Consider the following 25,623-nt stretch of genomic DNA (forward strand, 5'->3'; position numbering starts at 1 on the left):
CGTTCAACCTCGACCTCGGCACCGCGGGCTGGGCCGCGCCGTTCGTCATCTACCCGTCCATCCCCGGCGCCGAGGACCTGGCCCTGCTGATCCACGCCGCGGCCGCTGCCCGAACCAACGGGTTGGGGATCTGGAGCCAACGCCGAGACGTTGTTGGCCTACGAGTACCGGGCCCTGGAGAAGCTGTTCCAGATCACCCGCAAACCGGGACGTGCTGGTCGGGGGCTTCGCCACCTTCGTGACCATGCTGGCCCAGTGACCCCGAGCCGACGACTCCTGACCGCGTCCGCAACGTGAGCAGCCGAAGCCCCGATGTGGTCGCCGGTGCGTGTCCGTGCAGCCGCGGCGCCGCTGAATCAGGACCTGTCGGCCGTGAGCCAGTTGACCGCCCAGCTTGACCTCCCCCTTGGCATTCATGCGCCCGCTACGGCGCGCTGAACGGTTATCGCTGTGCTGGTCGGCTTGGGATTCCGCGACGAGCTCTGGCTGGAGCAAGCGGCGCTGATCGTCAGCGGATTGGCCGCAAACGCGGTGCGCCACGGCGGCGCCTGTCCGTCCCTCGCCGCCGAAGCCCACGACGGGCGGGTCCTGCTGTCCGTGGCCGACGGCTCAGCCGTCGTGCCCCGCCAACACACCCCGGACGGCAGTGGGGGACGCGGGCTGACCATCATCGAGGCTCTGTCGGCAGGGTGGGGCGTGCGCGACCACCACGGCGGCATACAGGTGTGGGTGGAGCTGACGCCATATGCCGGTCCGCCGTTCACGCCAGCGCTACGACGGCAGCAGGGAACTGGCTCGCTGGCCTCCGCCGGCCGCGGCTAGCCTCTCTGAGTGGATTCATCGGTATCTCAAGATCCGGTTGTCGTCGAACCTGTGGTCAACACCGAGAAACTGCGCGAGCTGCTGGCGTGGGGCACGGAGTATCCGACGCTGGACTTCAAGTCCGAATGCGACCCCTCGTTGACGCGCGACCTTGTCGAGCTGGCCAAGGACGTCGGCGCGATGTCGGTGCGCGGCGGTTTCCTTGTCATCGGGGTAGACAAGCGTGGACGGCCCACCGGCGCGGTGACCGACGCGCAGGCCAGCTTGTTCGACGAGGCACGGTTGCGCCCGAAGCTGCTGAAGTACCTGCCGGACAGCTTGCAGATCTGCTGTCAGGACCATGACCTGCCCGGCGGAAAGGTGGTCCTGGTGCATGTGGCCGCGAACCCGGCTGGGTGCGCGTTCTTCCGCGCCGACGGGCAGTATCAACCGCCAGGGAAGTCTGAGTCCAAGGTGGTCTTCCGGGAAGGTGAGGTGTTCTTCCGCTCTGGGACGGAGAGCAAGCGCCTCAATCAGCAGGGCTTGGAGTTGGTCATTGAGCAGCGTGTGCGGCGGGCGCGAGAGCGGTGGTTGGATGATCACGCGAGCGAGTACCGGCGGCTCGCCGATGAACTGAGGGCCGGCATGGCTGGTCAGCGGGTGAGCAGCGGGCCTGCGGTCGAGTTCAATCTGGCCCTCGAATCTGAAGTGCTGGTCGAGGCGACCGTCGAGCTGCTGCGGGCCGGGGACGACATCCCGCTGCGCCGGCTGCTCCACAAGGTTGCACCAGAGGCCAGGTCCCTCTATCGGGCCGGCGATGAGCAGGCGGTGGACGATCTGCTAGACCAAGTGACCCGACTGGCCGCAACGTTCCTAAACCTGGACCGACAGGCGTGGTTGCACCGAACCACGGATTCGTTGGTCGCCATCTACGACATGGCCTTCGAAGGTAAAGCAGAGATCATTAACGAGCCGCCGCAGCGAGCGGCGGCACTCTGGCTGAAAATCATCGAACGGGTCGAGGCGCTCGGCGCCTTGGCCGTCCGGCGCGAAGCCTGGGCCGCTGTGCGGGATCTGGCATCCCGAAAGCCGGTCGGCATGCACCATATGTACGCGAGTTGGCTTCGGCACGCCACGACCATGGCGAATCGGGCCGGGATCGTCCCATCGAGCGGTGGTGTCGATACCGAGGTCTCCATGATCAGTTGCGCTCGGGACACCATCCGGCGCTTGGCGGAGTTGCGGCCGGATCTCGAAGCGGACGATGAGCGGATCTTGACCAGCCTGAACCAGTTCGACTTCCTGGCATGCGTCGTAGCGCTGGCGGCAACGAACAACGATGGGCCGGGCGGGGTCTACTACCCCCACTTCGCCAAGTTCTACGGTTCTCGAACGCGGCCGATCGCCGAGCGGCTGATCGCCGACCAAGCGCTACGCCAACAGGTGTACCCCGGCGATGACCGGCAGCTTGCGGAGGCGCTTCGCCAGATCGACGGTACGGCCCGGCAAGTCGGATTCCGCTACGACGGCTGGGAGGGATACAGCCTTCCCGTCCGTCAGTTCGTAGACGCGAACCTGACTGGCTAATAGCACCCCGCGGGCGAACGGGCCTGACCACGCGAAGGCGCGGGTGACGCACAAGGTGGGTCTGCGGGTGGCATCAGGGCGGTGACAGTTATCCGGTCACGGCGAGGAACCTCTCGACCAGACCCGGGCGATGCTGCATGCGTTGCTCGCCGGATCCTGAGGTGCACCCGGACCCACCTCCACGCCGCGTCGCGTCGCGTCGCGTCGATGATCGGAGACACTTTCACCGTGCGAAAGGACCTCGACCAGATCAAAGCGGCGTTCGTCGAAACGCCACTGGCCGGCCTGCCGATCGGGCACGGCCCGTCGGGCACTGTCCTCGTCGGCGACATCGACCCCAATCGCCTGCACGAGTTCTGGCAGGCTGCCGACGCACTGGTGCCGGTCACCGGACGCCGGCCCGTCATGGTCACGGACGACTTCGACGACAGGCTGAGGATCCGGCCCGAGCCCGAGGCGGGTCCGTCGGAGTCGGAGCTGCGCGCGTTCGCCGAGGCGGCCGAGTCTTCCGAACCCTGGCAGGTCTACCGCCACTACAGGGAGGACGACGAGGTCGACGAGGGCGAGGTCGAGTACTACGCGCGTGGCATGGCCGGCGTCGACGTGGACCTGACGGCCCTGGTGTCGGATGTGGCGCTGCCGACTCCGCGCCCGGCGCTGGAGCGGGCGCTGTACGATCGGCTGCTCGCCGACGCCGACCTGTACGCCCGCGTGCTTGGCAGCGTGCGCTTCGTGACCCAGACCGACTACTGGTACACGCCTAACAGCACCCTGCTCATGTTGCTGCCCACCAGCGACGTCCGCAGCTCGGGGTACTGGGTGGACTTCTTCGGTGCGCTCACCCGGGAGGACCAGTGGACGCTCGCCGAGGTGTTGGCGCAGTGGCGTCACCGGTGGGACGCCCGCCTGGTCGCGTCCTGGGGCACCATGCTGCAGTTCCAGGTGGGTCGTCGCCCGGCGCCGGGTGACGAGGCGTGGACCGCGGCCGGTCAGCTCAAGGCGCTCGCCCCGAACCTCGACCTGAGCCGGTGGGAGGTCGCCGTCGCCTTGCCCGCCGGTGACGCGTGGTTCGTACACAACCGGCCCTGACAAACGCGATCAAACCGTGACCCGCCGAGCTCGACCCTCGCCTGCGGACCGAGCCGCTCCTTGAGGTCGTGGCCCTAGCTCGGCCGAGCCGCCCCCTCATCGGCTAAAAGCGGAAGCGGACGGTCAGCGATCTCAACGGACCGCCGTGAGGGGCACGAGGACCAGGACGGCAACGCCAAGTGCGGTGGCGCCGACAGCCCACCACCAGAAGAATCCCGAAAGACCGAGGCGATCAGGAGCCCCATGCCGAGGCCGGCCAGCAGGCCGAGTCCGAACAAGGCCCGCGGGGGCAGGGCGAGGTACGGCAGGCGCCGTACCACGAGCACTTCCAGCCAGGTGCCGCCCACCGCCAGCAGTGCCGCGCCGACCCCGTCTACGGCGGATAGTCCATGGCCTTTGCTGATCGGCACGAGTACTCGACCCTCGTCACCAGCGGGAATGAAGAGGATGAACACGCCGGCGACGATGAGCAGAGCGGTGATTGCTCGTCACGCTCCCGTGCTTTCGGCCAGGTCGGACGGCCCCGCGTTCGCTGGCCGCCAGCATTGGTGAGCCGAGTTGCTTGATCGGGACGCGCCGTCGAGCTTCTTCAGACCTGAGCGCCGGAGATCACGTTCGACTTGATTCAGTCGGTGTTGTCGCCGGTATGTGCAAAATCTCTGTATCGCGTGGGGCGCGGACGCCGATTGGTGCGTGGCTATCACCGCTTAGGGCGGCGGGTTCGGTTGGCCAGGTAGAACAGGTAGGCGGCGTTGCGTCGGCGGCCCGCTCTGTCGGCGAAGTATGGGACGAGGCCGCCGGCGGCGCCGAGCGCGCCGGAGGCGATGGCGGGGAGGCCGCCGGCGGCGCCGAGCGCGATGGCTCCGAGTCCTGTGATGGCGGGGGTAATGACTTTCCAGCGGCGTTCGGTGCGGACGGTGCGTTGGAGTTGCCGGCTGGCGTGGGCGAGGTCTTCACCGAGGGCAGTGAGGGCGTCGGCGCCGGTGCCGAGGTCGCGGGCGCCGCGGAGGGCGTTTCGGACCTTCTGGCGGAGGTCTTCGACGGCTTCTTCTTCGGCGGCAGCGCGTGCGAGGGTGGCGGGGTCGGCGGTGGGCAGGATGGGGATGTCGGCCCAGACGGCGGCGTGGATCGGCTGGTCGGGTAGTGCGCCTTTCCGGGCGAGGAGCCGAGCCTGGAACGGTGAGGTGGTGAGGTAGTCGGCGGTGAAGACCTCGCCGGTGATGAGTCGTTCGTTGGCGCGCCGTAGGTGCCAGCCGACGGCCTTATCGAGGTTCTGTTGCTTCCACGGTTCGTAGTCGTGGGCGGGGTCGTACGTACCGAGGATGCGGGATGTAAAGGTGCTTCTGCCGTCGCGGTCTTCGTCGAAGACCGTACGCCGGGAGTAGAGCCACATCTGCGGTGCGCCGAGGTCGTCGATCGCGGTGATGAACATGGTCTCGCGGGCAGTCGGACCTTCGACGATGAGTTGGCTGCGAATCCAGTCGGTGAGGTCGCGGCGTTGCAGGTCGCGTTGGGTCATCGCGTTGGCGGCGTCGACCCGCGCGGCGATGCCGAGTGCTTCGGGGACGGGGACGATGACGCCGGCTTCGATGAGCGGGCGAAGGCGGCGCTGTTCGGCGATGGCGTCGTGGATCGCGTCGTCGTCTCGGCCGGCGATGAGGGCGGCGAAGACGCGGTCGGGGACGCAGACATGATCGGCGAACAGGAGCGTCTGGCCGAGGAGGCGGCCGGCGTCGACCTCGTCGTTCCACAGGATGGTCGGCCGGTGGTCGGGCTGAAGGTTGAGGTCGGTCAGGGCTCGAGCAACGGCGACGGCGATACCGGCGGCACCGTCGGTGAGGGCGGCGCGGTCGTGTTCGGTGTGGTCGAAGACCTCGAAGCGGTGTTTGCCGAGGACCGGCAACGGTTGTGTGCTGAGCCTGGGCACGTCGAGGAGGGCCTGGACGGCCGGATCGACGTCGATCGGGCGGGTCTGGGGTCGACCGATCGGCAGGACGAAGGGGACGCCAGTGCTCGGTTGGCGCAGGGCGTTGCGGGCCATGACGATGGTCGGTGACAGCCAGACGCGGTCTTCGTCGTCAGGGTGGCCGATCAGCTGACCTGGTGTGGACGGTGGGTGGTGCCGTCCGTGGCAGGCCTTGTATTTGCGCGGTTCACCGCACCAGCACCGGTCGTTGCGGCCGAAGTTCGCCAACGGATCCATCGCGGTTCAGTGTGGCATCTGCGGTCAAGTTCCCCGGGTTAACCGAACATTCTTGGGCGTCGCTGCGCCTCCTGCACCGCGGCCCGCCTATCGCCGCCCTCGTTGAAGTGCGGCTCGGACGGCGGCGGCTTCGGACCGCAATAGTGCCGGGACAAGTCGCGGCGACCGGACCGCCGTGCCGATTGTGCTGCGGACAGCGTCCATGATCGTCCACGCAGGTCTCGGCATCGTCGGGTCGCTGCGGATGTCGAGCAACGTCGACGGCTGCCACAGCAGGTGGACGAACAGCGAACATGCCCGCAGCGCAAGGGCCGCCGTGGACGGGCTGGGCTCGTTGAGAATGAAGCCGTGGGCGACGTCATGGCGCAGGTTCTGGCCCGTCGGCCCGAGGAGAAGCGTTCGGATGAACCGGTCCCAGTCTGGGTCGAAGTCGCGGCGAGCCAAGATATCGAGCAGCTGGTCAAGCCCGACGTACTTGCCTTGGGCATTGGTCCGGGCCACGGTGTACGCCGGCTCGTCGAGCAGCAACACCAATGCGCGCGCCCCGGCCTCGACCCGGACGGACGCTGTGTGCAGGCTGCCCTCGTAGTCCCCTGACCAGTAGCGATGAAAGCTGCGGGCCAGAGCGGTCGCCAAGGCGACGTTGCCTGTTCCGTTCCCGGCCAGAAACATGGCGAGTTCGGTGACGGGCGGCACGCCATGCAGTCCGACGATGCGGTCTAGCGCGGCCGAGAGCAGTTCGCCGGACAGCGTCATGCGCATCATCTCTGTGCGCGACAATTCGTAGGCGTCCCTGTCCTCCTCGGTTTCTGGACGCCATCGGGGCATGTTGTCGGCACCGATCAGCACAACGGAGGCCAACCGGCGAACGACGCTAAGCGAAGCGATGTGGCGGGATGTTCGCTCGTTGGAGGCTAGATCGCCAGATGGCGCCGGCGTCGCGAGCCAGTTCGACATGGACTCGCGCCAGTCGGCACCGTCGCTGGCACGCCGAACTTCGGCGTCAATGATCGGACCCGGGATGGTTATCTGGGTAGAAATGCTTCGCAGGCCATGGTCGAACCTTGCCACGCGTTGCATCTCTCGCACGGCTTCATCCCGCAGGTCGTCCAGGTGGAAGGTCCGCGCGAGTCGCGCCGCCTCCTCTAGGAACCCCATGGCCACCATGGGTTCCCGCCCCACGGCAAGGTCGAGCCGCGTCTTCACCCGCAGCCTGTGTGCAGCCTCGCGACGGGAGGGGTCAACGAGGATGAGCAGATCCATGAGCTGATCCACGACATGGTCAAGATCGGCGTGGTGGGCAGCCTCTTCCTCAATCAGGGACAACAGTTGCGCGGTCTCCGCCGGATCAAGAAGGCCACGGTTTGCTGCAAGAAGTGCCAGTGTCGACAGGGCTGAACCGACCTGTGGTCGCTTCGAGCGTACTCGGGCACCTGCAAAGTTCAGCGCCACGGCCACCGCCCGCTTGGTGATCGCCGGTCCGGTGGCGGCAGCAGCCGCGATACGCGTAAGCGACAGGGCGCGGCCCAAGGAGAGCGTCAACCCGCGGTCGAGCCACCTCGCCTCAACGTCGTCATCGCCAGACCGTCGGATCACGGTCGACGGTGCCATCGCATGGTCCAGGTACGCAGCAACCGCCGCAGCGGCGCGGTCAGGTGTGCCCGTCCCACCGCGCAACACCAACATGTCCAAAAGCCTGGCCCGAGCAGCCGGATGCGTGACCTTGCCAGCAAGCCTCTCCCACGCCTCCGCTTCGGCGTCAGCTACAGAGCGGAGACGGGGTGGTGGCAACGCTTCCGTGTGGAAACCGGTCTTCCACCGCAGTTCCACCAATCGGCGCCCGGCCTTGGTTTCCTCGGTAAGGAAGAATCCCAGCGCACGAAGGACGGGTTGCGTCGGGGCCGAGTCAGGGTCGATGCCGGTTCCACGGGCGAGCGTGTAAAACCGGTCCGGCAGCCTTGTCCAAGCCGTCGCCGTGGCGAAGGCAAGATCAACGAGGTGGGCCAGATCGTCCTCGGTGGGCGGGCGAAGCACTGGCTCACTGTCGGGAGCATCCGCGTCTGAGGGTGAAGCATCGCCGTCGGCAGTGTTCAACTCACCGCCGTCCGCCGAGCCGGTCAACTCTTCGACGTCTTCCTCGTTCGCCGGATCGCTTACCGCAGTCACCAGAACATGATCCCGGAATGCAAGAGAGCCCGTCAAAGACAATTCGCCTCAGCCGTTCCTGCGGGTTGAGCCTCGGCTGCAGAAGCCAGTATTACCTGGACATCTACGCGCTCACGCAGGCCTCCATGGGCCCACGATTGATCGAGTGCGCCCTATCCACGTCGCACCCCTACCACCCGGCCTTCCGAACGGCATGCCCAGCGCTTGCTATAGTCGCGCTCATCAGCTCGAGCGTGCTTCGCCGCCCCCGTGAGATGAGCACCACGGACTAACCCGAATTGGGGATAGTCGTGCCTGCTCTCGTTCCCGCGCTCCTCCTGCTTGCCGCGGTCGTCGCGCCCGTCGGAGCCTTCTTGGTGATCGCCTTGGTCTCTCTGCGCGGCACCTGTCCAGCCGACCGACCAGTGATCCTGCGCGAACTAGCCGCGATGCTCGCTTGGCGGAGCGGGCAAGCGCCAGCAAGCCGACAGAGTCGGCGGGCCAGCCGGTAACTAGGCGACTCCGCTCTAAACGATACGGGGGCTGCCGTCTCACGTCAGAACGAGCGATCCTCAGCGGCGGAAGGGCCGACGGCCGTCTCGTGGCGATGCGTTTTGGAAGGGCCGGAACCACGCTCCGGGCCGGTAGTCGCCCATTCCCATGAACCGGTTGTAGTCGCTGTCGGGGTCCTCCACCCCGTCGAGGTGCAGGTCGAACAGGCGGAGGATGTCGGTGTCCTGCAGCAGCACCTCGCTTGTCATGTCCCAGTCGTAGTCGTTCGGATGTTCCGGCAGCTGGGCCAACTCGTCGGCCTCGAAACCCCAGCCGTCCTCCTGCGCGGCACGGGCGGCGCGCATCATCAGGTGGAAGGCCATTTCTTCTCCGGGGCAGGTCGGCTGGGGCCAGTTGCCAGCTTCGAGGTCTGCGGTGAGGTCGTCGAAGGCCCGTGCGGCCTGCCGACGCCAGACGGCGTCCTGCCGCCAGGTGATGCGGGGGTAGTCGGCGAAGAGCGACCATTCGTTCTCGTCGACGATCGGGGCGTCGCCGTGTTCGGTGACGTCGCCGTAGGCGTCGTCGGCGAGCACCTGGGTGACCGTCCATAGCACCGCCGCCGTCCTCGGCGTCAGTTGGAAGCCTGAACAGGCGTTGCAATCGTCCCCGCCGCACACGCATAGCCGGAAGAGTTCAGCGAAGTCCGGCCTGTCGACCGCCGGCTCGCCACCTGCCTCGCTCACGGTGTGACTCGACGCGACAACCATGACCCCTGGGGTGTCGGGAATCGTGTCTTCAGGGTTGGCGATCCAGGCGATCGCGCCGGCGGGATCGCCCGTGACGTCTTGGCGTGCTTCGGCGCGGACGTCCACGAGGCTCTGGCCCGGCTCCACATGGAACTGGGCGGCGGATACCTGCTCGAGGACTGCCCGTTCGAGGGCCGCCTCATCGGTGACCTCGACGATCACTTCGGCGGTCACCGTAATCCGTCGCCGTTCCTGACCCATGGTCCGGAGCATAGACCTGAAGCCAAGCCGCGTCCGTCGCCTGCTTCGGCGAGCCCGCCGATCACCGCGGGGCTCCTCAGGCGCCCGGCTCCGATCGGTGGGCCTGGCTCGACGAATGGTGTCCTAGCTGAACCTGTTTCTGCGGCACCGTGACCCGGATGGGTGGCCATCTTGCCAGTTGGCTGCGCTATCGTCTTCGAACCTTGAAATCTCTGAACGGGGATAAGTTTGTTTACCACGCGCATCAGCGCTCTCGTGGCATGCTCTGCACTCGCTCTCGCTCTCGCTGCCTGCGGCGAGGGTGACAAGGTTGAACAGGCCACCTCGACGGAGGTTGGTAGCGGCACCGCAACCGAGACCGAGGAGAAGCCTGGCGGCTCGCTGCTCGAGACCGGCTTCGGTCAGAGCGACACCTACGTGTCGCTCATTGCCATCGTTGAGAACACCTCCGACAAGGTCGGGCAGACCGTAACGGTCCAGTTCAACGTCAAGGACGCCAACGACGACTTGCTCGTGAGCGAATCGCAGGTCGAGCACTTCTCGCGCGTCGGACAGAACTTTCCGGTTCAGACGCAGGCGGAGCTACCCAAGGGCAAAAAGGCGGCCAAGGTCGAGGTGACGCTGCTCATCGAGGACAACGGGGCCTTTTCCCCCGAACCTTTCCCAGAGATCAAGACTGGCCGTGTCACCGTCGTAAAGTCGGAGTACGGCGACGGATTCAGCGCCAAGGTCGAGGTGACCAACCCCCAGACTGAGCCGCTCAAAAGCCCCAAAGTAGACGTCGTCTGCTACGACACCGCAAAGAAGATCATCGGAGGGTCCTTCACCTACCCTGAGCTGATCCCGCCCTCGGGCAAGGCCATTGCTGAGGTTGACCTGCTCGTCACCGGCAAGCCGGCATCCTGCGTCGCATTCGCGTCGCCCGGCCCGCTAGAGGACTGACAACACGTGCAAACGGCTCCGCCTCCGCTGGAGGACGGGGCCGTTTGTCACATCGCGCCATCGTTCCCACAGCGGTGCGGCTTGCCGTACGGCTCGGCCGCGACAGGCCCATGTGGTTGCGTTTACGCAGATGGCCCCTGAAGCTAGAGTCGCTACGTAGTGGCAGGCTCAGCCGCCGACCGCTCGATCAGCAGCAGATTCGCCGACCCGACCTGGTCCTAGTTGCCCTCGTTCTAGCGCGCATCGGATCGTCGGGCCGGCGGATTGAAGGACGAGCTTCCGCCATCCATAATGAGAGAGCCATGCGCCTAGCCGACTTCACTCCGATAGCAGAGCGTTGCCGCGAAAGGGGTTCCGGGTTCGGAGCCTTCCGAGAGCACGCCCGCGTTCTCCGACTTCAGTGGCCAGACGATGTGCTAGAGCAATGGCTGTACGACCATTCAGGTTATGGTGCATTCCTCGAGGACTACGGCGATGTTGACCTATTGCGGATAACTTGGAACGTTGAGGCCATCCCAACGGCGAAATTCATCGAGATGCCGACAGGACGCTCTGATGGCGACTGCATCGACGAGTACGCACAGAACCCCGGCCACTGGATCAGGGCCCGCCAGCATGGGGTCCACATCGGCGTCTCCCTCTGCTGGGAAACTCATGGCACCTGGAAGCGCTGGCCGATACTAATAGATCAGTCCCTTCTGGGACACCCAGCGGCGGGATTACAAGTCGTAGAGGGAAGAACACGGGTAGGTATTCTCAGAGGCCGCTGTCGCGAAGGCGCCCTGGTGGCCCAACGTCATCTGGCGTGGGTCGGCCGGCCCATCAAGGAGAAGCCAGCCCAAAGCTGATTCCGCGATCAGGGTTTAGGCAGCGAGGCCTTCAGACGCATACACCTACTCCCTCCTATTCAGCCTGACGAGCCTGGACCTCGATAACGTGTCCAGTCCGGCGTACCGGCCGGATCGCCTGGGCTTTAGTTCCGGTTGGCCGGCGGGCACGGCGATTTGGCGACCGGCGTTGCGGATCGGACTGGCCGACGCAGCGCCAGCGGCGGATATCGGGCCGGATCGATAGCCGCCGCACCACTGTCCATCGGGACGTAATAGCCGGTTCTACCGCGGACCGACGATCCGGCGGAACAGCGCGATTGCGGTGCCGGTGGCGGCGCCGCCGACGAGCACGGCCGCCGGGACCGGATCGCCGGCAAACTGTAGTAGTTCGAGGTTGAGTCGGCGTGTGATGGGAGCGTCGGGCTCGGGCTTGATGTCGGCATCGTCAGCCTGACCAGCTCGAACAATGAGTGGGGTGGCTGATCGGGCGGATGATGCAGGCGTTGTTCAGGCGGCCGATCTCGTTCGCGGTCAGCCTGATCAAGCCGCTACCGGTGAGGAATTCGGTCTTGTCGGTCGCGGTGCGTCGGCGGCGCAGATCGAGCTGTACAGTTAGCTATTCAAGACCGGCGACTGAGCGCAGCGCTTCGCCATCTCTTACGATAATCTCGCGGTAGCCTGTGGCGACGATACCGTCCGCGCGGAGTCCTCCCAGTGCCTTTTGAAGGCTGATCTCCGCAGCACCACAAAGGGTTGCGAGCTCGTTTTGGGTTAGGCGAATGTCGATAATCACGCCACGAGGGTCTCGTTGCCCGTAAGCGACTGCCAGTTCCCACAACACTCGCGCTAGACGCACTCGCACTGGATAGGAGGTGAAGTCGATTCGGCGCCGGTTTGCCCAACGAAGGCGGTCTGCCACGATCCCAGCAACCTCCAGAGCGGCTTCAGGGTTATCGCGGAGGAAGGATCGGAATGCGTTCCGGTGAACGATGCGGATGGTCGACGGACGGCAGGCAGTGACCGTCGCCGTCCTGGGGGTGCCATTTAGTGCGGAGATCTCTCCAACGATGTCGCCGGAAACGCGGATCGCCAGTAGGGCGTCTCGGCCGTCCGACAGCGAAACTGTGACCTTGACGAGCGCGTCGTCGAGCAGGATCACGTGGGACTCCAGTGCACCCTCACGGAGGAGCACTTGGGCCTCTTTCACCGAGCGCTGAACTCCTACCGACAACAGCAGCTGCCGGGTCGATGGCTGGAGTCGGCCAAGCAGTGTCGCGGGTGGCCAGTGCGCCTCCTCCATGTGCACCTCACTTCCCCTATCTAGAGATCATCCTTCACGTTCGGCTTCAAGATCGCTACACTTCGCAGTAGTGATCAGGTAGCTGCACCCGCTACAGCTTCAAGGACCGCCAAGCCACCGGCGAAGCCCAGCGACATCAGGAACCAGGGCATGCACCGCCGGATCCGCAGATGCTTCATCATCGCGATGCGAGCGAGTGTCACTACGAGGTCCCACGCCTCGTCTCTGTGCCGTCGTGCCGTGGCGATCGATGGCCGCTTGCCAAACTCGACGAGATCCGGAAACCCGAATCGGTTCGCACCGCCAGCACCTGTCAAGCGGGGCCGAAGCGACAGCGCGAGCTGACAGGTAGCCACTGTCATGGCTATCACCATGGCGGCCGTGAGGAGCACCGCGAAGCTGACAACGATCGGGATGCTGTGCAGCGTCGTAGGCAGGACCTGTTCTGCAACGGTTGCGGCCACAGCACCCTCGGCCGTCAGCAGCCCCAACGCCTTCGCGTCTGCGTGCCTGATCGAGGCTTGCAGTGAGGTCGCCGTGGCAAGGCCGACATGGAGATCACGCAGCGTGTCGTCGTCGATGCTGCTCATCGTCCGGCTTCGTCTCATGGTTTGAGTCAACTCTCGACCGGGGTGAGGTGAGGGGTAGAAGTACTGGTTGTCGTTGACTCGACTGTGGAGGCAGTTCCTGTATTTGTATGGAGTCTCCGAAACGGCCGGCCGGTAGAGATAAGCCTCGAACGACTCATCGCCCTAGTGAGGAATCGGAAGCATGGCTTACGTAACGGACCCGGACCGGCGTGTCCTGGTCGCCGTGGACATGGAGTCCTACAGCGGTCGGGACAACGTCTTGCAGCACCGAGCGCAGCTGGCCTTCCAGGAGGTCATGACGACGGCATGCGAGGAGTTGGGCTTTGATCGCACCGCCTGGGTGATTCAACAAGGCGGTGACGGTGAACTGGCCATCCTCCCGCCGGGGACCAGCGAGCGGGCGGTCGTCACGCGTCTGACGCCGGTCCTCGATCGGCTGTTGCGTGAGCACAACCGTGGACTCAGTAGTGAGGCACGTATCCGTCTTCGCGTGGGTGTGCACGAAGGTCCGGTTCATCTCGACGGGGCGAACGGTTACCCGAGCGAGGCCGTCGTGACAGTCTGCCGACTGGTTGACTCGCCCCAACTTAAGGCCGCGTTACGGCAGTTTCCGGGCGCCGCGGTCGTGTTGATCGTGTCGGATCGGCTCTACCACGACATCGTCCGTCAGTACCAGGATCTTCGGCCTGAGCACTTCCGTCAGGTGACGGCGCGGCTGCCTGAGAAGAACTTCGAAGCTGTCGCCTGGATCTATGTTCCGGGCGAGAGCATTCCCGCACCTGATGCGATTCCTGCCCCTCCGGGCTTAATCCGAGATCATCCGGACGACGGCAGCGATCCGGAAAGGATCGATCGTAAGGGGCCCGGGCCTCGCCCCCAGCCGACTGGGAGCGGGCAGGTGTTCCAGGACATCCGATCGAGGGGAATTGGTGCGTTCGGCAACGGTAATTCGATCTCCGTGTCAGGTCGCCCGGAGGACCTCGACGCGTGGGGGTCGCCTCGATGACCGACGCGAGTCCGGATGAAGATTCCTCGCCGCCCAGTACATCCTCCGGGGAGGGTGGACTCGACGACGCGACGCAGTTGAAACTGCGAGTAGAACAGCCGGTCGGTCAAGAGGATGAAGCCGCACCAGAGCCGGGCATCGATCCGCAGGAGCACATCACCCCGGGCTCCTTGCGGATGGACCCGCAGGTAGGTGAGGAGCTGTACGGCACGCAGCTCTCAGCCGCCTACTCGCGGATCAATGCCCACGGAGTAAACGCTCTCGGCGACAACAACACGATTCACGTCGTGAACAACGCCGGTGAACCGATGGCAAAACCCGTCATCAGGAACCTGGTGGGAGTACCCGACCTGCTCGCGGTCTACGCCGAGACGGCCGCAGACGGAGAACTCGGGGACAAGCTCGACCACCGGTCTACGGCATGTCTGGCAGGCAGGCCGCACACCGGGCGTTTCAGCACTGCCTGCGTGGCGCTGGCTCGTCGCCACGGCCCGGATCGGGTGCACGAGATCCTGCTTCCGGGAGATGTCGCGCCGGAAGTGCTGAGTCGAGCGGACGACAGCATCGAGGAGGATCACGGGTACGTGCTTCGGCTGCCTGGAAACAGGCACAGCCACGTGATGCGCCTGCTGGCAGATCTCTTTCGACGACGGTCGGCTAGCCTGCTGCTGATCAGGCATGACGACTCGCGTGCGGGTGTTCGGCACAGCGCCGAGGTGCAGCACCAACGCCCCGAGTCACTGGCTGTGTTCCGCGCTCATCTTGGCCATCACCTACGCGACAGGCTGACGTTGACTGCCGAGGAGAGCGCCGAGCTCATCCGCGGGTATCTCCGCCACAGCGGTCTCGTCCAAGCCCTCGAGAGTTCCTACGGACCTCGCGAGGTGGTGCCGATCGCCGAGGCCGTCGGACAAGGTCATCCGGCCGACGAGGGCACGCTGGCCGAGATCATCCAGAGCTCGCAGCCGCGGCGCAGGGCTCGCGCTGCGGAGATTCTGGACTCGGACGCCGGCGGTGCCACAGCGAGCCGGCGACCCCGCCGAGCCGATCAGCACGAGCGGACCTTCCGGATCGCGTACGCCGTCTTCGCCCGGCAGCCACTACATTACGTTTTCGAAGCGGCCGCCATCCTGCTCGAGGAAATCGACGGGCAGGCTAAGCGGCTCGACTGGGGTCGGCTGGCACTGCAGTACCCGGTGTCGGAGTTGCTCGGACCGCTCAAGGTGGACTGGCAGGAGGGCCGCGAAGCCACGCGGTTACGGGGCGGGTCGTCACGATCGGCCTGGCTGCACGACGGCGCTATGCGCGGCGTCATCATCGATGAGGCATGGCATGAGTTCGACAGCACCCGGCCAGCCCTGCTCAAGTGGCTGAACAGCCTGGTATCGGAAGATGAGGAGCCGATGCAGCAAGCCGCCGCCGAGGCGGCCGGTCTGCTAGCGCACCACGATTTCGCGCGCGTCTGCGCCGACCTCATAGACGACTGGGCAGCTTCTCCTAGACCTCGGCTCCGGCAGGCTGCGGCCTGGGCCATGGTCGCGGCAGACATGGGTGGTCAGGTGGGCCATCTTGTCCGTCGGCAGATTCGGGAGTGGGCTGGCGGACATCGGAACTTTCAGAGAGATGCAGCCGCTCGGGTGTACGCCAGTGGGCTGCAACAACCGGACCTCAGTTGGAGCCTGTCCGACCTACGCCGCATCGCCCAAGACCCGATGCAGCAACACATGTACACCGTTGCCGAGGGCGTGTACCAGCTCTACGCCCCACACAGGGCGGCCCAAATCATCTTCGATCTCTCACAGTGGTCGGAGGACCCACAGCTACAGCTGCATGCCGGCGGCGCGCTGCTGAGTCTGGCCACGATACCGGTCGACAACTCCCCAACCGGCGTCCCTGAGCTCTTGGTGAGAGCCGCAGCGCATGAGGTCGACAGCGGCGATCTCGTACGCCTCTGGCAGGTGGCCCTGCTGACAGCCAGCCTGTCCCGAAGAGCGTGGATCACATTCGAACATTGGCTGACCAAGGCTGACGCCGACGAGACCGTGCGTAAGGCGACCGCCGCGTTGGTTACCGACCTGGCCGCCCTACCACCCCTGCGTCGGCGGATGACATTCCACCTCGTCCGGATGGCGCAGTTCGAGAACGGGCTACCGGAGTGGCTCGACGCTGCGATGAGGAAGTGACGACATGACAGATACCGTCAACACGACAGACTCTCCCGGTGCCTGGCGCCGGTTCGGATCGTGGCTGCTGACGCTCTGGCACCGCCTCGCCGCGGCGCTACGCGGGCCGGAGCCCATCCCCACACCACCACCGCCACCACCACCGGGCCGACTGACCGAGCGGCGAGACGCTCAGACACCGATCATCGTGCCCGCGCGCGGCTACGTGTTCACCTTCCACGTCCATGCAACGTTCGTCTGGTCCTCTGAAGGGATACCACGGGAGGCCCTCAGCGGATCCGCACAATACTTCATGCCGTACGCCATCCGCGCGCTGACACGTCTCGCCACCGCCCGAGCCCGCAACATCGTCGCGCACCGAGCGAGAGAACTTGAGGTAGAACTGCAGAGAGACCTCGCCAACAGCGGGGCATGGCGGTACGAGCGAAACGGAGTGCGGGTGACCTGCCAGCCGTACGTCTGGGTGGAACTCGAAGACGGGGTAAAGAAGGCAGTCAAGCCTTACTGGGAGCAGTTGATCAAACTCGACTGCGAGTACGACGTGGACACTAAACGCGCGCAGTACGTCGATCGCCTGAGCCGGCAATGGCTAGAAATCCTCGAGAAGATGGTCGACAACCCTGTTGCCGGCGGCGCGGCAAAGATGGTCAATGAAAATCTCGCCGCCGTCGTACGGGACCTCATCGCCGAGCAGAACGCCACCGCCCAACGATTGGAAGATCTCCTCGGAGAGCAGCTACGCAACGGCGACGCCTACGAGCGTGCCGCCTCATTCGACATTCTCGCCGAGCGGCTGAACGCACACTCACCAAGATCCGCAGAAACGCCGACTTCACGCATGAATGGCTCATCATCGGGGTGACATCTACGTGACCGCTGCCGCAGCGAGGGGTGCCGGCTCGGAGCCGATGCGCACGGGAGGTGGTTGGAAGCCCGTCGGCCCGATGCGAGGTCGGGCGAGTTACGTCGACCCGACCGGCCGCCCGCTGATCTCGGCGACGGCGGCCCGGGCGGACGATGGCCGGCGCGGATGCCGACGGGCATCATCTTGGTGTGGCGGCGGTGGAAGCCTGGTTCCTCGGCGGACCGGTCGACGGACGATTGATGCTGGTGGAGACGACCGCAGCGGGCATCCTCCCGGCGGTGGTGCGGATGCCGCACGCTGGCATGTACGTCGGTTCATCCGAGTCCGCAGCGCCGGTGGTGGGGCATCTGTACGCCCAAAGCGACCGCTGGGATGACGTCCAGGTGTACTCGTACCAGGGAATCGACGAGGCATAGCCGATGGGATCCGACGAACTCCTCGACGCGGAGCAAGTAACCCTTATGTGGCTGAGGCGGGCTCTCGGCGACTTGTACGTGCACGACTGGGCCCTGCTTCGTCACCGAGTCGGCGAGCGAGTGCTCACCGCTCGCCTCGCCCATCACCTTGTGTCGCACGCGGATCCGATGTGGCACGTGGACGCCGAGTACGGCCGACAAGGCACCGATGGGGCCATGAAGGTTCGGGACACGGCCAGGAAAACGCGTATGCAGCCGGACCTTGTCGTCCACCGACGAGGTCTGCGGGGTAGCGAGAACAACCGGCTGCTCGTTGAGGTGAAGCGCCGGTGGCAGCAGCCGGCTGGGAATGCCGATGACATCGACAAGGTGCGTCAGGCCGTGATCGAACATCGATATCAGGTAGCGGCAGCTGTCGGTAAAAGCACGACGGGAAGAGGATTCTCGCCGGTCTGGACAGTGTAAATCCCCTCGCGGAGGCCGCGAAGCGGTACCCGCCGGAAGGCTACGTTGGTGACGTGGACGGAGGCGGTATTCGATGAGGCGGAGCTCGTAGCTCTCGAGGTAGCCGCCCGGCGAGCCGGAGCGGATTTAGGGATCTGTGGGATCGGCCTGGGGGTTACTCATCGCCCGGGTCGCTGCGTGCCTCACTGATGCCGGCGCCGGGCGCGCGTCAGCAGGTACCAGGCTGGGTCCGGTCCTGACGGAGAGGTCGCTCAGGGCCGGAAGGGGCATCATGCTCAACCCGGCGGCGGGGCACTGTCAGCTTGGAGGCTTACTGCATCGCTTGGCGCCAGACCTGTCGGATGTATGGGCCGGCGAGGAAAAACGCCCGCTCCACGTCGTCTGGCCGGCGGTGTAGCCGGGCCGCCCATGCGTGGCAGTGGTGCACGTACTCGGCATAGGTGTGCGGCGACGATCGGATGTCCCACGTTCCCGCGAAGGCCCAGAACGCCCACGCTGTCCACCGGTCCGCGATCAACGGACCATCGCCGCGCTCGTTGTTGTAGCTGGCAAAGTAGGCAAGCTTTGTGCCGAAGGCAGGGCCCAGTCCGCGTAGACCCTGCGGGCCCATCAGCATGTGCCACGTCTGCGCCGGGCGGTCCGCGTTCCCGCGGAGCGAGTCCACGAGCGCGGGTAGGCGCTGTTGTCCGTCCCGGTCCAGGATCCGGCGCGTGCGGTGCCATCCGTACGCCTGCTCGCCGAATCCCCATGCCATCGTTGCCACGAAGAGATCGAGCGGACGTCCGGCGTGGGAGCCCACCTGCTGACGACTGATGGTGGCGCTTATGTCGGTGTGAACGAGGACACGCGCGACCCGCTCGACAGCGTCGGCGACGGCCGGGTCCACTGGTTGGCGCCGCCAGGCGGCGAGCTTCCATCGCACGGCGTGCGCAGGTGTGGGTTCGGGGAACGACTCGATGATTCGTTCCGTAATCGCCAAGGCAGTGATCTCGTCAGGTGCCTCACCGGCTGCCCGGCTGCCCGGCTGCACACGAACTCGGCGAGAGCCGCTCTCCACTCGAACTCTGTCACGGCGGACATTGTCCTCACCTGCACCGATGGCTGCGGTCATACGACAGGACACGATTGGAGCGCTTGTCGAGTCACATCGCTCTCAGGCGGCGGAGCAGTCGCATCAAGGTCGTGGTCGCCCTCTTCCGCGAAGGGTGGGCGGGGTTGTACGTGAGAAATGCATTTTGCCTGGATTGGGTTCCCGTCAGATGCCCTCCGGAGATCTATTTGATGCGGGCCATCTCCTCTTCTTCGCAGATTGGCTACTCCGAGTCGGGCGTCGTCGACGATGGCCGGACGACATGTATCGCGTGAGAGGTGCTCGCTGGCCGGAAGGCTGCTCGGCGGCGTCGGTGGAAGTTCCACGGTCGGCGTTCCGGTGCTGCTCCGCCGTGTCGTGCCCACATCGCAGGGCCGGCCTTTCGTAGTGTCTAGCGGCAAGAAGTCCTGTTGGTGGGACCATCGCGACCGGGCAACGGTGGGCTCGCGTACGTATTGCTGTTGGTACGTGAAGGAGAGACCGAATGAAGCAGGGCGCCCCAGAGAGACGCCCTGCCAGCGGTGTCAACTAACCGACAGTCCTAGGGCTGACACAGAACTGGGCTTGGGAACGCCGATCAAGTGAGTCACGTCGGCTCTGAATCTCGCGAAGATCGCGGGTTCGCGAAAGTGAGGAGGAAGGCCCTCCATGTGCTGTCGGGAAATGACAGTGAGGCGCCGGGGTCGGTGGAGTCGAAGATGTCGACACCGCGATCATGGCGCGAGACGGTGACGCAGTGGTCGTTGGCGCACTTGGAGCTGCGTCGTGTCCACAAGGGCACCGAGTACTCGTTCTTCTCCATTCTTCCTCCTGAATTTTCTGACTCGTGCTGGGGGTCGTAGTTATGGGTGGTTGTGCGAATCGGACGAAATCATCTGTCGTTTTCGTAGCTCGTCGGCGTGGAGGATGCCCGCCAGTCGAGCAACCACCCTCACGTTGCGTCTTGCAGGCGATTGCTCTTTGTAAGCAAAGTAGCAGGGCAGTGCCGGGTTCGGCTACGAATGTCATGGTCCATTGGCCCGCGCGGGGCTGGATGGGATGGTCTGCTAGCTTATTGCCACTAGCCATAGCCGGACAGGCGAAAGCAAACTGCTACAGGCAAGTTTCCGCGTTCCTTTTGCCTGTTGCAATTATCGGCGGAAAGGCGTGGACGTGAGGACGGGCGGGCAGGGGCCGACGACTAATCGCAGACGCCTGCGTATGGCGCTGCGCAGCATGAGGCTTCGTCGCAATTACTCGCTTGAGGACGTCCGCAGCCAGATGGAATGGTCGCTGTCCAAGGTCGTACGCATCGAGAGCGGCACGGTGAGCATCTCGGTCAACGACCTCCGGGTGCTGCTGTCCCTCTACGGCGTCAGCGACCCTGACGAGGTCGCCCAGATGATCGACTTGGCGCGGTTGGCGCGCCGACGTCACTGGGCGGCGGAGTACCGGGAGTACGTGTCGGCCTCCTACATGGACTTTCTGGGCTATGAGGACGATGCCACACAGATCAGCCAGTACCATCCTTTCCTGATCCCTGGACTTCTGCAGACTGAGGATTACGCACGGTTGGTGGTCACCGCCGGTCCGCATTACCGCAATGACAGTCAGGCTGCCGAGGCGAGGGTGCGGCTCCGTATGGCTCGGCAGGCTCGGGTGTTTGCGGCCGGTCGGCGGTGCAGGGTGCGTGTCGTGTTGGATGAGCGCGCGCTCAAGCCCGTCCACCGCCCAGACGTGATGCGAAATCAGATCAGAAAGATCGTGGATCTGCTACCTGACCTCGATCTGGTCATCCTCGAGCAGAACACCGCCGCCGAAACCGGCTTCGTCGGTCCGTTTTCCTTTCACGAGTTCGACTCCGACCTTGATCCCGACGTGGTCTACCTCGACAACCAGCCCGACGACGTGGCCCTCGTCGAGGACGCCGACATGGTGGACGGCTACAAGGCCTCGTTCCGCGCGTTGTACGGACAGGCCGTTCCCGGCGACTCCGACACTGCTCGGAAGATCCTCGACCGGCATCACTGACCATCTTGGTCACCGCCCCGCGCATGACGGGGCTTGGGCACAGGGATCACATCCGCCTCACGCCTGACCGCCCTCGGTTCCCTCCCGCCTCCGTCGAAGTCGTCGAGGTGCCACCGGCCGTACACAGGCTGCAGGACGACCTTCACCGACTCACGTCCGGTCGGGTAGGCCAACGCGATCAGCAGCACACCTGCCAGGACTGCCATCCCCATGTCACCCACGGCCGCTCCCGCAGACAACGCCACCGCGGCCAGCACAGCCCGGCTCATGACTTCACTCCGGACCGTCAGTGCCGCCCGCAGCGGGCCGGCCATCGGGGTCGTCGGCGGCGTCACCGCCACCGATAGCCGCATGGACGACACGTCGACGTCGGACACCGGGTCCGTCGTCACATCGCCACCGGTCACCATCATCGAGAACCTCCGTCTACCCTCGCGGTCACCCTCAGACTTGCAGAACGCAAATTCCGATCCGCCTAAGGCAAGTTGCTTATGGCAGGTTAGCCGACGAAGGTGTCTCCGGTTGCGCGCCACGCGGGATGGCGTGTCGTGTCGGCCACCCCGCGCTCCTCAGGGCCCGGCCGCGCCGGACCGGTCGCATCGCGGTAACGGTTGGTGGCCAGAAAAGCAATCCACGGCGGTCGAGGAGTGCTCTGGAGGCGGCGGGCCGCGAGAGCGGGTCGCCTCGGAGAGTCCGCGTTCAGTTGCCCGTGCGGGCGTGGATGACTCGCCGCTCGTAGGAGGCCAGGACCACACGGGGGTCGCTCATGAGCGCGGTGAACCGGTCGATGTCGGCGGAGGTGACGCCGGTCAGGGTGGAGCGACGGTGTGCGGCCATGTCGGCGAGAAGGCGGCATCCGGGTCCGTTACCGGTCCAGGTCTCGGTGGTGATATGCACGCAGTGCTGCACCATCCCGTGGTCCACAAGCAGGGTCTCGATGTCGCTGGTCCACGTTGGCGTTTCGTCGTGGCCGGTGAGTGCGCGGTGGATCTGGTGCAGCATGCGGTCGATCAGGCTCGTGTCCTCATCTGCGGGTGTCCGGTGGATCCGCGGTGGGGTGGCAGTGATGTCGGCCAGGAGCAGCCAGCCGTCGGGCCGTAGCCGGGCGATCATCTGCTCGAGCACGTCGACCGGGTCGCGGAGGGGGCCGTACGGCCAGCGGGCGACGATGTGGTCATAACTGTCCGTCGTGCCGGGCAGGAGGTCCCGGTCGAGGTCGCGCTGCTGGACGTCGATGACGCTGGTCGGGGTGAGGCGGCTTGTGTCGTGGTCGACGGCGGTGACCGACCCGAAACGGCCGACGAGCTGCGCCAGCCGGGCGGTGATCTCACCGGGGCTGGACCCGATCTCCAACACCGACTGGTGGGATCGGATGTCGATCCGATCCAGGTCCGTGCGGATGACCGGGTCGAGCAACAGATGCACGGGCCCAGGACTGGCGGACAGCGACGTGATCGTCATCGGTTCCTCTTCAAGGCTGGATGTGGGTGACGTCGGCGGCATAGGTGCCGGCCGCGCCTGGCCGTGGGTCAGGTGGCGGATTTGACGCGGTCGACGAGCTGCGCGGCGGCTTCGATCGCGTCGCGTTGGTGGGGCAGGAGGGGTTCGGCGGCGTAGCCGGCGACGACGGCGGCGTACGGGTCGGGCAGGTGGGTGGTGGTGCCGGCGAGTTCTTCGAGGAAGGCGAGGGCGCAGTGCGGCACGTACCAGGGGTTGTATCCGCCTTCGTGTGCGGCGACGAGGCGGCCGTCGCAGAGCCGCCCCGCGGCGTCGACGAGGAGGCGGGTCATCTGTCGGTAGGTGTCGGCGGTGAGCATCTGTCGGGCGAGGGGGTCGAAGACGTTGGCGTCGAATCCGGCCGCGAGCAGGATCAGGTCGGGGGCGAAGCGGTCGAGGGCGGGCAGGACGACCTGGTGCATGGCGTGGAGGTAGCCGGCGTGGCCGGTGCCGGCCGGTAGCGGCACGTTGAGGGCGTACCCGGCCCCCGGGCCGGCGCCGTTCTCGCGGACGTGGCCGGAGTTGGGTGGGAAGCAATTCGCTTGGTGTATGGAGATGGTGAGGACGGTCGGGTCGGCGTAGAAGATGGCTTGCGTGCCGTTGCCGTGGTGGACGTCGACATCGACGATCGCGATGCGGGGCAGACCGAGTTGTGCCTGGGCGTGGCGGGCGGCGACGGCGATGGTGTTGAACAGGCAGAAGCCCATTGCGTGGTCGGCGGTGGCGTGGTGGCCCGGCGGCCGGGTCAGGGCGTAGCCGTTGGTGACCTCGCCTTCGGCGACGCGGGTGACGAGTTCGGTCAGGCCGCCGGCGGCGAGTCGGGCGATGCGGTAGCTGCCCCGGCCCACCGGGGAGTAGCCGTCGCCGGCGTCTCCTCCCCCGCGCTGGTCGCTCTGGTCTTTGATGTGCTGTACGTGGTCGCTGGTGTGCACGCGCAGGAGTTCGGTCATGGTGGCCTCGCGGGGCTCGATGGCGACGAGGTCGCGGAGCAGACCGCTGGCGTGGATCAGGTCGTGGATGCGGCGTGTGGTGTCGGCGTTACCGACGTGGGCGCCGGGTGGGATGCCCGCGGACGGATCTGGGGGCAGGAGGCCGTCGCTGGTGCCGGTGTCGTGCCACAGGTAGTGCGGGTGGAAGACGTAGCCGGTGGGCATGGGGTGTCGCCTCCGTGAACGGGTGCCAGGTTCAGGGCGCGGTGGTGAACGTGGGGTGTGGTGTGCGGGGGTGGGGGATCGGTGCCTGGATGGCGGCGGCCAGGTCGGCGGCGAGGGCGTCGATCTGGCCGCGGGTGATGCCGGGCATGCAGATGAGGTGGCTCAGGGGCCCGTCGGTGGCCAGCAGCCATTTGGCGCGTACCGGCTCGGGTGGGGTGGGTAGGACGACGGTGAAGGCGTGGGGCCAGCGGCGGGCTGTCCAGCCGGTCGCGCGGATCTGCTCGACGGCGTATGCGGCGATGCTGCGGGCGTGGCTGGCCCGCCAGCGGTGGCCTTCGCGGCCGTGTGCGGCGATGGCGTGCCACAGCAGGGCGGCGGCCAGGCCGCAGCGGGAGCCGGTGATGGTGGTGTCGACGCTGGCGGTGTAGGCGATCTGCTGGCGGGCCGGTGTGCGGGCGCTGTCGCGGATGAGGACGACCCCGCAGGGGGTGGGCACGCCGAAGAACTTGTGTCCGCTGATGGCGATGCTGCTGATGCCGCTGGCGTCGTCGAGGCGGAGCTGTCCGTCGAGGGCGAGGGGGATGCCGGACAGGGCGGCGTCGACGTGCAGGTGCCCGGTCATGCTGTAGTCGGTGAGGATCGCGTGAACACGGGTGGTGTCGTCGACGGCTTCGGTCATGGTGGTGCCGGCCGTGGCGACCACGATCGCGGGCCAGCGCCGGCGTTTGCGGATCTGCGCGGCGAGGTCGTCGTAGTCCATGTCCCCGTCCGGGTGCGCCCGCACGACGACGGTGGAGGCGCCGAGCATGTTCACGATCTTGGGGATGGAGTAGTGGGCGGCGGTGGAGTAGTAGATGCGGGCGGTCGGCCACCTGCGGTAGGCGGCGTGCAGGGCGGACAGGTTGCCTTCGGTGCCGCCGGTGGTGACGTAGCCCCACCGGTCGTCGACGGGCATGCCGAGCAGGTCGGCGACCCAGGTGATCACGGCTTGTTCCAGCACCCGTGTGTGCGCCACCCCGCCGGTGGTGGCGGGGTCGCCGATGTTGTTCCACAGCCGGGCGGCGAGGCGGGTGATGACCGGGGTGTGGTCGAGGTCGACCGCGCCGGGGTAGCCGATGCTCGTCGCCGCGGCGGCATCGGCGGTGTGGATGAGGTGGTCGAGTACGGCGTTGACGTCGATGTCGTCGCGGGTGAGGTCCGCGGCGGCGGCCAGATCGAGGGTCACGCTGCCGGCTCCCCGCCCAGGTGCGCCCGGAGGATGTCGTGCAGGGCGGCGAGACGCCGCCACACCTCGCGGATCGCGGAGTCGCCCTGGTCGGTGAGGGTGGCGTTCGGGTTGTGCCAGAGCGGGTTCCAGGTGGGGTCGAGGGGTTTGCTGGAGCGCACGCCGTCGCCGGTGCGGCGGGCGTGGGGGTCGCGGTCGACCTTGATGGCGGTGTCGTCGGTCAGCAGCACGTAGCACTGGCCCTTGAGGTCGAAGGCCGACCTGCTGTAGGCGGTGCCGGACGGGCTGCGCAGGGCGTGGGCGAGCTGATGCCAGGAGCCGTCGGCGGAGTCCAGCGTGCTCACCCCCACCCCGGCGTAGGTCGCGTCGGGTGGGAGGGTCATGTCGCCGCCGTTGACCATCGACCGTTGCGGCCCCAGGGGATGCCACGGCTGACCGGCGGCCGCCGCAGAGGCGATGTTGGTCCGGGCGATGCCGGCCAGGTCGGTCAGCAGCGCCGGGAGATGCTGCGACTCGGGTGCGGACAGGAACAGCCGGACGGCGGTGTGCAGCCGGAAACCCTGCGGCTCCGCCGGGGCGTCGGAGGTGAAGAACAGCATCACCGCGTGCGGGCCGAGGGCCTCGCGGGTGCCGTACCGCTCGTCGGCGGCGTGCAGGTGCCCGGCGTTGAGACGTGTGCACCGGTACACCACCTGCTGCCGTAGATCCGCCCACCACCGCTCGTCC

The 25,623-nt window shown here is 66.2% G+C and carries 23 protein-coding genes; 10 read left to right on the forward strand and 13 right to left on the reverse strand.

Features of this window, described 5'->3' with window-relative positions; all coding sequences use genetic code 11:
- Window positions 1–450 precede the first annotated feature (450 nt).
- The 3 genes from V5O40_RS15580 (at window position 451) to V5O40_RS15590 (ending at window position 3,477) form a co-directional block, all read left to right on the forward strand.
- Complete coding sequence (locus V5O40_RS15580; protein WP_332906100.1) at window positions 451–822, forward strand: ATP-binding protein; 372 nt, start codon at window positions 451–453, stop codon at window positions 820–822.
- Between the two features lie 9 nt (window positions 823–831).
- Complete coding sequence (locus tag V5O40_RS15585; RefSeq protein WP_332906101.1) at window positions 832–2,388, forward strand: AlbA family DNA-binding domain-containing protein; 1,557 nt, start codon at window positions 832–834, stop codon at window positions 2,386–2,388.
- Window positions 2,389–2,616: 228 nt separating this feature from the next.
- Window positions 2,617–3,477 (forward strand): DUF4253 domain-containing protein, encoded by an 861-nt coding sequence (locus V5O40_RS15590; RefSeq protein WP_332906102.1) that lies wholly within the window; start codon window positions 2,617–2,619, stop codon window positions 3,475–3,477.
- A 74-nt stretch (window positions 3,478–3,551) separates the two neighbouring features.
- On the opposite strand, the gene V5O40_RS15595 is transcribed toward V5O40_RS15590, so the two are convergent.
- The 4 genes from V5O40_RS15595 to V5O40_RS15610 form a co-directional block, all read right to left on the reverse strand.
- The gene (locus tag V5O40_RS15595) at window positions 3,552–3,932 is read right to left on the reverse strand and encodes a hypothetical protein (protein WP_332906103.1); all 381 of its coding nucleotides are present in this window, start codon (window positions 3,930–3,932) and stop codon (window positions 3,552–3,554) included.
- A 245-nt stretch (window positions 3,933–4,177) separates the two neighbouring features.
- Complete coding sequence (locus V5O40_RS15600; RefSeq protein WP_332906104.1) at window positions 4,178–5,671, reverse strand: SEC-C domain-containing protein; 1,494 nt, start codon at window positions 5,669–5,671, stop codon at window positions 4,178–4,180.
- A gap of 96 nt (window positions 5,672–5,767) precedes the next feature.
- On the reverse strand, window positions 5,768–7,846 hold the full coding sequence (locus V5O40_RS15605; RefSeq protein WP_332906105.1) for a DUF4209 domain-containing protein: 2,079 nt from the start codon (window positions 7,844–7,846) through the stop codon (window positions 5,768–5,770).
- 551 nt (window positions 7,847–8,397) lie between these two features.
- Window positions 8,398–9,324: a hypothetical protein gene (locus V5O40_RS15610; RefSeq protein ID WP_332906106.1), complete on the reverse strand. Its 927-nt coding sequence runs from the start codon at window positions 9,322–9,324 to the stop codon at window positions 8,398–8,400.
- 255 nt (window positions 9,325–9,579) lie between these two features.
- On the opposite strand from V5O40_RS15610, the gene V5O40_RS15615 reads away from it, so the two are divergent.
- On the forward strand, window positions 9,580–10,266 hold the full coding sequence (locus V5O40_RS15615; protein ID WP_332906107.1) for a hypothetical protein: 687 nt from the start codon (window positions 9,580–9,582) through the stop codon (window positions 10,264–10,266).
- Between the two features lie 1,446 nt (window positions 10,267–11,712).
- On the opposite strand, the gene V5O40_RS15620 is transcribed toward V5O40_RS15615, so the two are convergent.
- Together V5O40_RS15620 and V5O40_RS15625 are read right to left on the reverse strand one after the other, a co-directional pair.
- Window positions 11,713–12,396, reverse strand: a complete 684-nt coding sequence (locus V5O40_RS15620) for a Crp/Fnr family transcriptional regulator (RefSeq protein ID WP_332906108.1) — start codon at window positions 12,394–12,396, stop codon at window positions 11,713–11,715.
- A gap of 74 nt (window positions 12,397–12,470) precedes the next feature.
- Entirely contained in the window at window positions 12,471–12,986 is a 516-nt protein-coding gene (locus V5O40_RS15625; RefSeq protein ID WP_332906109.1) for a hypothetical protein, read from the reverse strand.
- 181 nt (window positions 12,987–13,167) lie between these two features.
- On the opposite strand from V5O40_RS15625, the gene V5O40_RS15630 reads away from it, so the two are divergent.
- From V5O40_RS15630 to V5O40_RS15650, 5 genes are all read left to right on the forward strand, one after another.
- Window positions 13,168–13,992 (forward strand): hypothetical protein, encoded by an 825-nt coding sequence (locus V5O40_RS15630; RefSeq protein WP_332906110.1) that lies wholly within the window; start codon window positions 13,168–13,170, stop codon window positions 13,990–13,992.
- The gene (locus V5O40_RS15635; protein WP_332906111.1) at window positions 13,989–16,175 is read left to right on the forward strand and encodes a hypothetical protein; all 2,187 of its coding nucleotides are present in this window, start codon (window positions 13,989–13,991) and stop codon (window positions 16,173–16,175) included. Before V5O40_RS15630 ends, V5O40_RS15635 begins: the two co-directional genes overlap by 4 nt.
- Window positions 16,176–16,179: 4 nt before the next feature.
- Window positions 16,180–17,037, forward strand: a complete 858-nt coding sequence (locus tag V5O40_RS15640; RefSeq protein ID WP_332906112.1) for a hypothetical protein — start codon at window positions 16,180–16,182, stop codon at window positions 17,035–17,037.
- Window positions 17,038–17,228: 191 nt separating this feature from the next.
- Complete coding sequence (locus V5O40_RS15645) at window positions 17,229–17,456, forward strand: hypothetical protein (RefSeq protein WP_332906113.1); 228 nt, start codon at window positions 17,229–17,231, stop codon at window positions 17,454–17,456.
- Between the two features lie 177 nt (window positions 17,457–17,633).
- A complete protein-coding gene (locus tag V5O40_RS15650; RefSeq protein WP_332906114.1) occupies window positions 17,634–17,921 on the forward strand; it encodes a hypothetical protein in 288 nt (95 codons plus the stop codon).
- Between the two features lie 310 nt (window positions 17,922–18,231).
- Here the strand turns inward: V5O40_RS15650 and V5O40_RS15655 are convergent, their stop codons facing one another.
- Together V5O40_RS15655 and V5O40_RS15660 are read right to left on the reverse strand one after the other, a co-directional pair.
- The gene (locus V5O40_RS15655; RefSeq protein WP_332906115.1) at window positions 18,232–19,032 is read right to left on the reverse strand and encodes an 8-oxoguanine DNA glycosylase OGG fold protein; all 801 of its coding nucleotides are present in this window, start codon (window positions 19,030–19,032) and stop codon (window positions 18,232–18,234) included.
- 565 nt (window positions 19,033–19,597) lie between these two features.
- The gene (locus tag V5O40_RS15660) at window positions 19,598–19,813 is read right to left on the reverse strand and encodes a DUF397 domain-containing protein (RefSeq protein ID WP_332906116.1); all 216 of its coding nucleotides are present in this window, start codon (window positions 19,811–19,813) and stop codon (window positions 19,598–19,600) included.
- Window positions 19,814–20,211: 398 nt separating this feature from the next.
- Here V5O40_RS15660 and V5O40_RS15665 point away from each other — a divergent pair, with 398 nt between their 5' ends.
- Complete coding sequence (locus V5O40_RS15665; RefSeq protein ID WP_332906117.1) at window positions 20,212–21,021, forward strand: helix-turn-helix domain-containing protein; 810 nt, start codon at window positions 20,212–20,214, stop codon at window positions 21,019–21,021.
- Here the strand turns inward: V5O40_RS15665 and V5O40_RS15670 are convergent.
- The 5 genes from V5O40_RS15670 to V5O40_RS15690 all read right to left on the reverse strand — a co-directional run bounded on the left by V5O40_RS15670 (window position 21,015) and on the right by V5O40_RS15690 (window position 25,586).
- Complete coding sequence (locus V5O40_RS15670) at window positions 21,015–21,434, reverse strand: hypothetical protein (RefSeq protein ID WP_332906118.1); 420 nt, start codon at window positions 21,432–21,434, stop codon at window positions 21,015–21,017. The genes V5O40_RS15665 and V5O40_RS15670 overlap by 7 nt on opposite strands.
- A 286-nt stretch (window positions 21,435–21,720) precedes the next feature.
- On the reverse strand, window positions 21,721–22,482 hold the full coding sequence (locus V5O40_RS15675) for a class I SAM-dependent methyltransferase (RefSeq protein ID WP_332906119.1): 762 nt from the start codon (window positions 22,480–22,482) through the stop codon (window positions 21,721–21,723).
- A 68-nt stretch (window positions 22,483–22,550) separates the two neighbouring features.
- Window positions 22,551–23,672 carry a class II histone deacetylase gene (locus V5O40_RS15680; protein WP_332906120.1) on the reverse strand — a complete coding sequence of 374 codons (1,122 nt, stop codon included), beginning with the start codon at window positions 23,670–23,672 and terminating at the stop codon, window positions 22,551–22,553.
- A gap of 31 nt (window positions 23,673–23,703) precedes the next feature.
- Window positions 23,704–24,897: a histidine decarboxylase gene (locus tag V5O40_RS15685; protein WP_332906121.1), complete on the reverse strand. Its 1,194-nt coding sequence runs from the start codon at window positions 24,895–24,897 to the stop codon at window positions 23,704–23,706.
- Entirely contained in the window at window positions 24,894–25,586 is a 693-nt protein-coding gene (locus V5O40_RS15690; protein ID WP_332906122.1) for a hypothetical protein, read from the reverse strand. The genes V5O40_RS15685 and V5O40_RS15690 overlap by 4 nt, the downstream gene beginning before the upstream one ends.
- Window positions 25,587–25,623 lie beyond the last annotated feature (37 nt).

Origin of the sequence: Micromonospora palythoicola (assembly GCF_036689795.1) — a bacterium.
Classification (GTDB): Bacteria; Actinomycetota; Actinomycetes; order Mycobacteriales; family Micromonosporaceae; genus Micromonospora; species Micromonospora palythoicola.